This is a genomic window from Vibrio sp. V43_P6S15P86, assembly GCF_009904725.1.
Taxonomy (GTDB): Bacteria; Pseudomonadota; Gammaproteobacteria; order Enterobacterales; family Vibrionaceae; genus Vibrio; species Vibrio diabolicus.
In genome coordinates, this window is record NZ_WXWT01000319.1 from 1 (window position 1) to 7,633 (window position 7,633).

Sequence of the window (7,633 nt, forward strand, 5' to 3'; positions counted from 1 at the left end):
ATTCAAATGTGCGCTGGTTAATGATTTTTCTGTAATTAACACAATTGAACGTGATAGAAGTAACAAAATCGCCTCCTTGCGGTAACGTTCCCGAAATTTTTATATATTATCGCCTTCATTGATACAAGTGGTAGAGACGCTCTGTATCTGAGCGCTCTGAAATTCAGGCTTTAGATGGACATTTAAAGTCACCATAAGTTTGCAATTTTGCTTGGGAACGTTTGCAAATAACCTAAGTATAAATTTACGTGAGACTATGGAAATGAAACTACACACTTTGACGATGGCAGTAGCGCTTGGGCTAGTTACTGCACCTGCATTCGCAACAACAGATGTTGAGGCTCTTGAAAAGCGAATTAATGAATTAGAACAGCGACTTGAACAGACAGAAAAAGTATCCACAGAAGCAAATGAGAAAGCCTCAAGCTTTGAGTTTCATGGCTACGCTCGTTCCGGGCTGCTCATTAATGATGATCTGAATGGCGCTGTGGGTACTGGTCCTTACATGACGGCTGCTGGTGCTATTGGCGCTCCAATTGGACGATTAGGGGTTGAGGATGATCATTATGTGGAAGCAAACCTTATTCACAAACGTTTTTCAGATGATGGTTCCAGCGCTTTGTTCCGAATCATGCTGGCAGATAGTACGGAAACCAATAACGAATGGACAGCGAGTGAGAGTCAATTAAACGTTCGTCAGGTATATGCTGAGCTAAACAAGTTGAGCATGTTCTCTGAATCAAGTGCGTTTGCTGACGCAACTTTTTGGGCAGGTAAACGATTTGACCGTGATAACTTTGACATTCACTTCTTTGACTCGGATATCGTTTTCTTATCTGGTACTGGTGCTGGCGTGTATGACGTCCAAATGAGCGATTCGTGGAAAGCAAACTTCTCGATCTATGGTCGTGATTTTGGTGAGATTGATAGCTCGTCAACTGATGTTGAAAACTATATCGCGACAATGAACAACCGCTTTGGTAATTGGCAATTGATGCTGAGCGGCATGACGTCAGCTGATAACAATGATCGCGCAGAAGGCGCAGCGGAAAAAGGTTTACATGCGATGTTTGCTTACCATGGCGATAACTTCTTTGGCATGAGTGAAGGCTTCTCTAAAACTGGTATTTTGATGGGTGATGGACTGGGTGCAGAACTTAAAGGCATTGGTTCAAACGGTGATTTGCTAGAAGACGCAAAAGCCGTACGCTTGTTCAGTTATGGTGTAACACGCATCGGCGACAACTGGCGTGTAGCACCTGCGTTGCTAGCAGAACACAACCAAGATCGCTTTGCTAAAAATGATGAATTCACGTGGGCATCGTTCAACATCCGCTTAGCGCAAGAGTTTACGCAAAACTTTGAGATGGTTTATGAAGGCTCATACCAATACATGGACCTAGACAATGCGATTGATAAAGCAAGTGGCAGTTTTTACAAAGCGACAATTGCACCAACGCTTAAGATGTCTACCGCAGCAGGTTTCTTTGACCGTCCGGAGCTACGTTTTGCTGTTAGCTACGTTGATTGGAGCGAAGACTTGAATGGCTACTCGATTAGCCAGGATGCGGGCGTTGCAACGATGGGTGATGGTGGTGAAGTTCTGTTTGCACTGCAAATGGAAACTTGGTTCTAAAGGGCTCTAACCGAGAAAGAGTAATAAGAAAGGCGCCAACTGATTTCAGTTGGCGCTTTTTCATCAACAGGACTGACGCTCAATTGTTTTGAAGGTTAGCACCATCTTACTCATTTCAAAACTTCTGTTGGCAATTCTGTCTAGCAACAGTTTCGCACCATTTTCACCTGCTTTATCAAATGCATAGTTAAATGTTGATAAGGTTGGGGTGCACACTGATGCGAGCTCATCATCACCAACTCCTAGCACTAAAACGTCTTTACCCGGTGTTAACCCGAGCTCTTGAATCGCTCTCATCGCACCGATAGCAATACGGTCTGTCGCACAGAACAAGCCATCTAGCTTACGGTTCTCTGTTAAGTGTTGTTTTGCCAATGAATAGCCAGAGTCGATTGTAAAGTCACCACGAGCATGGAAGGCGAGCTCAAAACCATGGTGTTGCAGCGCTTGAACAAATCCTTCAGAGCGTTGCTTATCTACCGCGATATCGTCACCTTGTACGCCAATAAAGCCCATGGTTTGGCAACCTTTTGCAACCAGTCTATTTCCCGCTTCAAACCCTACTCGTGCGTCATCATGAATGATGCTTGGAATATTAAACATGGAACCATCTTGACCGACGAGCACAACTGGGACCGCTGAGTTTTGAATTGCTTTTACCAGCTTGGAATCGAGGTGGGTGGCGTAAAGAATGATCCCTTCAACCCGTTTTTGGTTAAAGATCTGAATGTATTCCAGTTCTTTTTCGTGGGCTTGGTGAGTGCTAGCAAGTAAGACATGTTTCCCGGCTTTTTCAAGGACATCGGTTAATCCATCGACACCTTGGGATGTGGCATGAGAGGAAACCCGAGGAACAATGACACCAACCAGATTGGTCTTTTGAGATTTTAGATCTTTAGCGACTTGGTTCGGCACATAGCCACACTCCGCTACTGCTTGGCGGACTTTCAGTTTTGTCGCTTCTTTTACGCCATATTCATCGTTTATAACCCGTGACACTGTTGATTTTGATACGCCAGCCAGACGGGCGACATCATGCAGACTCGCCATTGTTCCTATCCATTCTGTTTTTCGTTTTTGGGATTGTTTGCAAAGAGAAGATGAAAAGCTCTTTGATAAGTAGCGATTCTAACCTCCTATACTGCTCTTAGGGAGAGAATTTGACGATCATTCTCACATTCTCTCTGCTTTATCTTTGATCATTTGGTTTTATTGAGCAAAAATCTGTTTTGCAAACGTTCCCGAAAATTTCGCAAGCTCAGATAATAATCCAATGGGGTATGAAATGAATTATCCGGCAGTAGCAAAAGAGTTGTTAACTCTATTAGGTGGTAAAAGCAACATCACCGCACTTGCACATTGTGCAACACGCTTACGCCTTGCCGTTGCAGATGAGCAAAAAATAGATGAACAAGCGATTGATAACCTTGAAGGGGTAAAAGGGCAGTTCAAAGTTGCGGGTCAGTACCAAATCATTTTTGGATCAGGCATCGTAAACCAAGTTTATGCAGAAATGGCGAAGTTGACGAGGATGAGTGAAATGTCCACCAACGACGTTGCGTCTGCTGGCGCAGAGAAACAAAACATTGTTCAGCGCGCGGTGAAAGGGCTGTCTGATATTTTCGTTCCAATCATTCCAGCAATCGTCGCTGGTGGTTTGTTGATGGGTATCTATAACCTATTGACTGCCCAAGGCTTGTTCATTGATGGCAAATCTTTGATTGATGCCAACCCAGGACTGACAGACTTGGCGAACATGATCAACACGTTTGCGAACGCGCCGTTTGTTTACCTGCCTATTCTGCTGGCATTTTCAGCCTGTAAGAAGTTTGGCGGTAACCCATATTTAGGGGCGGCGCTAGGTATGTTGATGGTTCACCCTGACTTGCTGAATGGTTGGGGATTCGGCGGCGCATCTGTGTCTGGCAACATTCCGGTTTGGAATATTCTTGGCTTTGAAATCCAAAAAGTGGGTTACCAAGGTTCGGTGTTACCGGTTTTGGTATCGGCATTCATTCTTGCGAAGGTTGAGCTAGGCTTACGTAAAGTCATACCTTCTGTTTTAGACAACCTTTTAACGCCATTACTGGCGATTTTCATAGCGGGTTTGCTGACGTTTACTGTCGTCGGTCCGTTCACGCGTGATATCGGTTTCCTATTGGGTGATGGTCTGAACTGGCTATACAACACTGCTGGCTTTGTTGGTGGTGCGGTATTTGGTCTTATTTATGCTCCGTTTGTTATTACTGGTATGCATCACAGCTTCATTGCGATTGAAACTCAACTTCTTGCGGATATTGCGACGACGGGCGGCACCTTTATCTTTCCTATTGCGGCGATGTCTAACGTTTCTCAAGGAGCGGCAGCGTTGGCGGTGGGCGTGATGAGCAAAGATAAGAAGATGAAAGGTATTGCGATTCCATCTGGTGTTACGGGTTTGCTGGGTATTACAGAGCCAGCCATGTTTGGTGTTAACTTAAAGCTACGTTACCCATTTATTGCGGCAGTTTGCGCCGCGGCGTTATCGAGCGCGTTCATTACAATGTTTAATGTGAAAGCTCAGGCGTTGGGTGCAGCAGGTCTTCCAGGCATCATTTCTATTACGCCAGAGAAGATTGGGTACTACATCGCGGGTATGGTGATCGCGTTCTTGACCGCATTTGTTCTCACCATTGTTCTTGGTATGCGTGACCGCGCTAAAGTCGGTAGAAAAGCAGCGGCTTAATCTGAACTCCTTAAGGGTGGAGTCCCCCAAAATCCACTTCTTTCCATAAATGTTTGGGGTGCTAGCCAAGCACTAATGGCTTGGCTAGCCTTTTTCAATTTTTACTTGGTAGTGAAGGTGTTCAACACGTTGGACTATCAGGGCTTTAATTTCAAGGTAAGCAAGATGAATCAAGTGTGGGTAACTGGTGATGCTGTTGTCGATCTAATACCGGAATCTGAGACTTCTTTACTCAAATGTCCCGGTGGTGCACCAGCGAATGTCGCCGTAGCTATTGCTCGTCTATCTGGTAAGAGTGCGTTTTTTGGACGTGTAGGTGATGACCCATTTGGTCGCTTCATGCAATCAACGCTCGATCAAGAGGGCGTGAGCACGGAGTTTCTCGTTAAAGATCCTGAGCAAAGAACATCAACAGTGGTGGTGGATTTAGACGAGCAAGGTGAGCGCAGCTTTACGTTTATGGTAAAACCGAGCGCTGATCAGTTTATGTCTGTTGAAGACATCCCTAACTTTAAGCAAGGTGATTGGCTGCATGTCTGCTCGATTTCACTGGCAAATGAGCCAAGTCGAAGCAGCACATTTGAGGCGATCAAAAGAGCAAAAGCCGCTGGTGGTTTCATTAGCTTTGACCCTAATTTGCGTGATGAAGTGTGGCAAGATCAATCAGAAATCCAAGCTGTCGTGATGAAGGCTGTAGCGATGGCCGATGTGGTTAAGTTCTCTGAAGAAGAGCTTTTGTTCTTAACTGACTCAACATCGATGGCGCAAGGTTTACAACAAATAGCCTCTTTGAATATTGCTTTGGTCTTGGTGACACAAGGTGCGAAAGGTGTTTGGCGCGTCTTTGAAAGTCAGAGTGAACTGATCACAGGTCAAGTCGTTAGTCCGATTGATACCACAGGTGCGGGTGATGCTTTTGTCGGAGGGCTACTGGCATGCCTGTCTAGGTATGACGATTGGAAAAATCATCCTGTTGTTAGCTCTGCGATTCAATGGGCAAATGGCTGTGGTGCATTAGCGACGACGCAAAAAGGCGCAATGACCGCGCTTCCGACCCAGACAGAATTGCTGCAATTTATTGGGCAATGATCTCCAGATCCAATTTCAGTTGAGAAAAATTATGAGCTTAAACAACCGTTGGACTGTAGAGCAAAGATATCGCCGACTTGAGCAAATCCCTCAGTGTGATATCGAAGAAATGACACTTTCACGTCAGCAAGATAAAGGCTTTCCTAGTTTTCATATCGCCCCTAGATTTGGGCTGTTAAATGACCCAAATGGGTTGTGCTATTTCAATGGTGAGCACCACATCTTTTACCAGTGGACGCCTGTGGGACCAGTCCATGGAATGAAGTATTGGTACCACCTTTCTACTAAAGACTTCATCCATTTTACTGATCATGGTGTGGGTCTTCATCCCGACCAAGACTACGATTCACATGGTGTCTATTCGGGCGGTGCTTTGGTGGAAAACAACAAGGCTTTGCTGTTTTTTACTGGTAATAAGCGTGACCAAAACTGGAATCGAATTCCAACACAGTGCTTTGCCACCATGGATTCAGATGGCAACATTGAAAAGCATGGTGTGGTCATTGAGAACGAACATTACACGGAGCACTTTCGTGATCCAAAAGTTTGGAAGAAAGGCGACGACTATTTGATGGTGGTGGGTGCTCAAACCAAAACCGAGCATGGTTCAATGGCGCTCTATCAAAGCAAAGATTTGAAAACGTGGCAGCATAAAGGTCCTATCAAGACCAAGTTTTCTGACCTTGGGTACATGTGGGAGTGTCCTGATTTCTTTGAGATTAATGGTCAATCGGTGATGCTGTTTTCTCCACAGGGCGTGAGCAGTAATAATCCTTATGATTTCAAAAACATCTATTCTGTTGCGTATATCGTGGGTGATCAGTTGAACCTAGAGTCGATGATTTTAGAAAACCACCAAGATATTTTGCAGCCAGATTATGGGTTTGATTTCTACGCCCCACAAACCTATTTAGATGAGAATGGGCGTCGCATTCTTATTGCATGGATAGGGTTGCCAGAAATCGACACACCATCGGTCACACACCAGTGGGCAGGAATGTTGTCTCTTCCTAGAGAACTAACGTTGAAAGATGGTTTTCTTGTTCAAGCTCCGCTCCCTGAGCTGAAGAGTTTAAGAAAAGAAGAGGTGGTCTTTGCACAGTCCCATACACTGGAAAGCACCAGTTGTTTGATCCAATTAGACCTTGAGGGCGATGGCTTTGAACTTGAGCTGAGTAACCTCAAAGGTGACAACATCGTCTTTAGTGCGACAAAGCACGAGTTTATGCTGGACCGTCGTCACATGTCTCATTTGTACGCAGAAGAATTTGGTAGCATTCGAAAAGCACCAAGATTGGACGCTAAGCAGACGATTGAGATGTATATCGACAATTCTGTCATCGAGATTTTCATTAATGGTGGCAAACACACGATGACCAGTCGTTTCTTTATTGATGACTTAAATACGGTAACGTTGAGAGGGTTGGAGCAAGCAAGGCTTTTTCCTTTGAAATGCATCACTGGTTTGTTTGAATCAGCTAAGTAACGGTTTCGAATACATTAAAACGCCCTTCATTGATTCAGTGAAGGGCGTTTTTCTTTCTAACTATCTAACTTAACTGCCTATCACGCACGTAAGTGGTTTGAACTAAGGTGTCTAACACCACTTCGCTCTTGGTGACTGTAAAGTTAAGCGGTTGTTCTAAATCACCAAACAGAGGTGCGCCGCCGAGTTGGGCTTACTCATTATTGTTAGCATCTCGAACCTAACTCACATTAACACAACGTTTTTCCTTATAGCGTGAAAGAAAATCCCATAACCAAAGGTTCTAATTAAGTGAAAGGTCAGGACTTTTATTTGAAGATTCCGGCCTAATATCTGGGGTATGCCCATTTATCGAATGCGGTGGGTTACTTCATCATGCTTGCTGGCGCACTGAGTTTGCCAGTTTGATAATGCATTCAAACACAATAAGGGATAACAATGGCTAACGAATACATTCCACCAAAAGTTTGGACAAACGATAACGAAAACGGTGGCCAGTGGGCGAGCATTAACCGCCCGGACTCAGGCGCTCGTCATGAGCAAGAATTGCCTGTTGGGGAACACCCATTCCAACTTTATTCCATGGGGACTCCAAACGGCCAGAAAGTAACGATCATGTTTGAAGAGCTTCTGGCGGCAGGCGTAAAAGAAGCAGAATATGATGCATACCTGATCAAGATTGGTGACGGCGACCAGT

At 44.8% G+C, this 7,633-nt stretch carries 5 protein-coding genes and 2 pseudogenes; 5 read left to right on the plus strand and 2 right to left on the minus strand.

Translation table 11 applies throughout. From position 1 onward, the window contains the following. Nucleotides 1-262: 262 nt before the first annotated feature. Entirely contained in the window at nt 263-1,636 is a 1,374-nt protein-coding gene (locus tag CAG69_RS14070; RefSeq protein ID WP_161444777.1) for a carbohydrate porin, read from the plus strand. Between the two features lie 63 nt (nt 1,637-1,699). Here CAG69_RS14070 and CAG69_RS14075 read toward each other — a convergent pair whose 3' ends face one another. Then, complete coding sequence (locus CAG69_RS14075; RefSeq protein WP_161444770.1) at nt 1,700-2,686, minus strand: LacI family DNA-binding transcriptional regulator; 987 nt, start codon at nt 2,684-2,686, stop codon at nt 1,700-1,702. 235 nt (nt 2,687-2,921) lie between these two features. Between CAG69_RS14075 and CAG69_RS14080 the strand changes: the two genes are divergently transcribed. The 3 genes from CAG69_RS14080 (at nt 2,922) to CAG69_RS14090 (ending at nt 6,936) form a co-directional block, all read left to right on the plus strand. Beyond that, nucleotides 2,922-4,361 (plus strand): sucrose-specific PTS transporter subunit IIBC, encoded by a 1,440-nt coding sequence (locus CAG69_RS14080; protein ID WP_161444772.1) that lies wholly within the window; start codon nt 2,922-2,924, stop codon nt 4,359-4,361. Between the two features lie 165 nt (nt 4,362-4,526). Further along, the gene (locus tag CAG69_RS14085; protein WP_161444774.1) at nt 4,527-5,450 is read left to right on the plus strand and encodes an aminoimidazole riboside kinase; all 924 of its coding nucleotides are present in this window, start codon (nt 4,527-4,529) and stop codon (nt 5,448-5,450) included. Nucleotides 5,451-5,481: 31 nt separating this feature from the next. After that, nucleotides 5,482-6,936, plus strand: a complete 1,455-nt coding sequence (locus tag CAG69_RS14090; RefSeq protein ID WP_161444775.1) for a sucrose-6-phosphate hydrolase — start codon at nt 5,482-5,484, stop codon at nt 6,934-6,936. Nucleotides 6,937-7,000: 64 nt separating this feature from the next. On the opposite strand, the pseudogene CAG69_RS22735 reads toward CAG69_RS14090, so the two are convergent. Continuing rightward, nucleotides 7,001-7,120 (minus strand): annotated as a pseudogene (locus tag CAG69_RS22735) (dihydrofolate reductase family protein); the annotation flags it as partial. 254 nt (nt 7,121-7,374) lie between these two features. Here CAG69_RS22735 and CAG69_RS14095 point away from each other — a divergent pair. Further along, nucleotides 7,375-7,633: pseudogene (locus CAG69_RS14095) on the plus strand (glutathione-dependent disulfide-bond oxidoreductase); the annotation flags it as partial.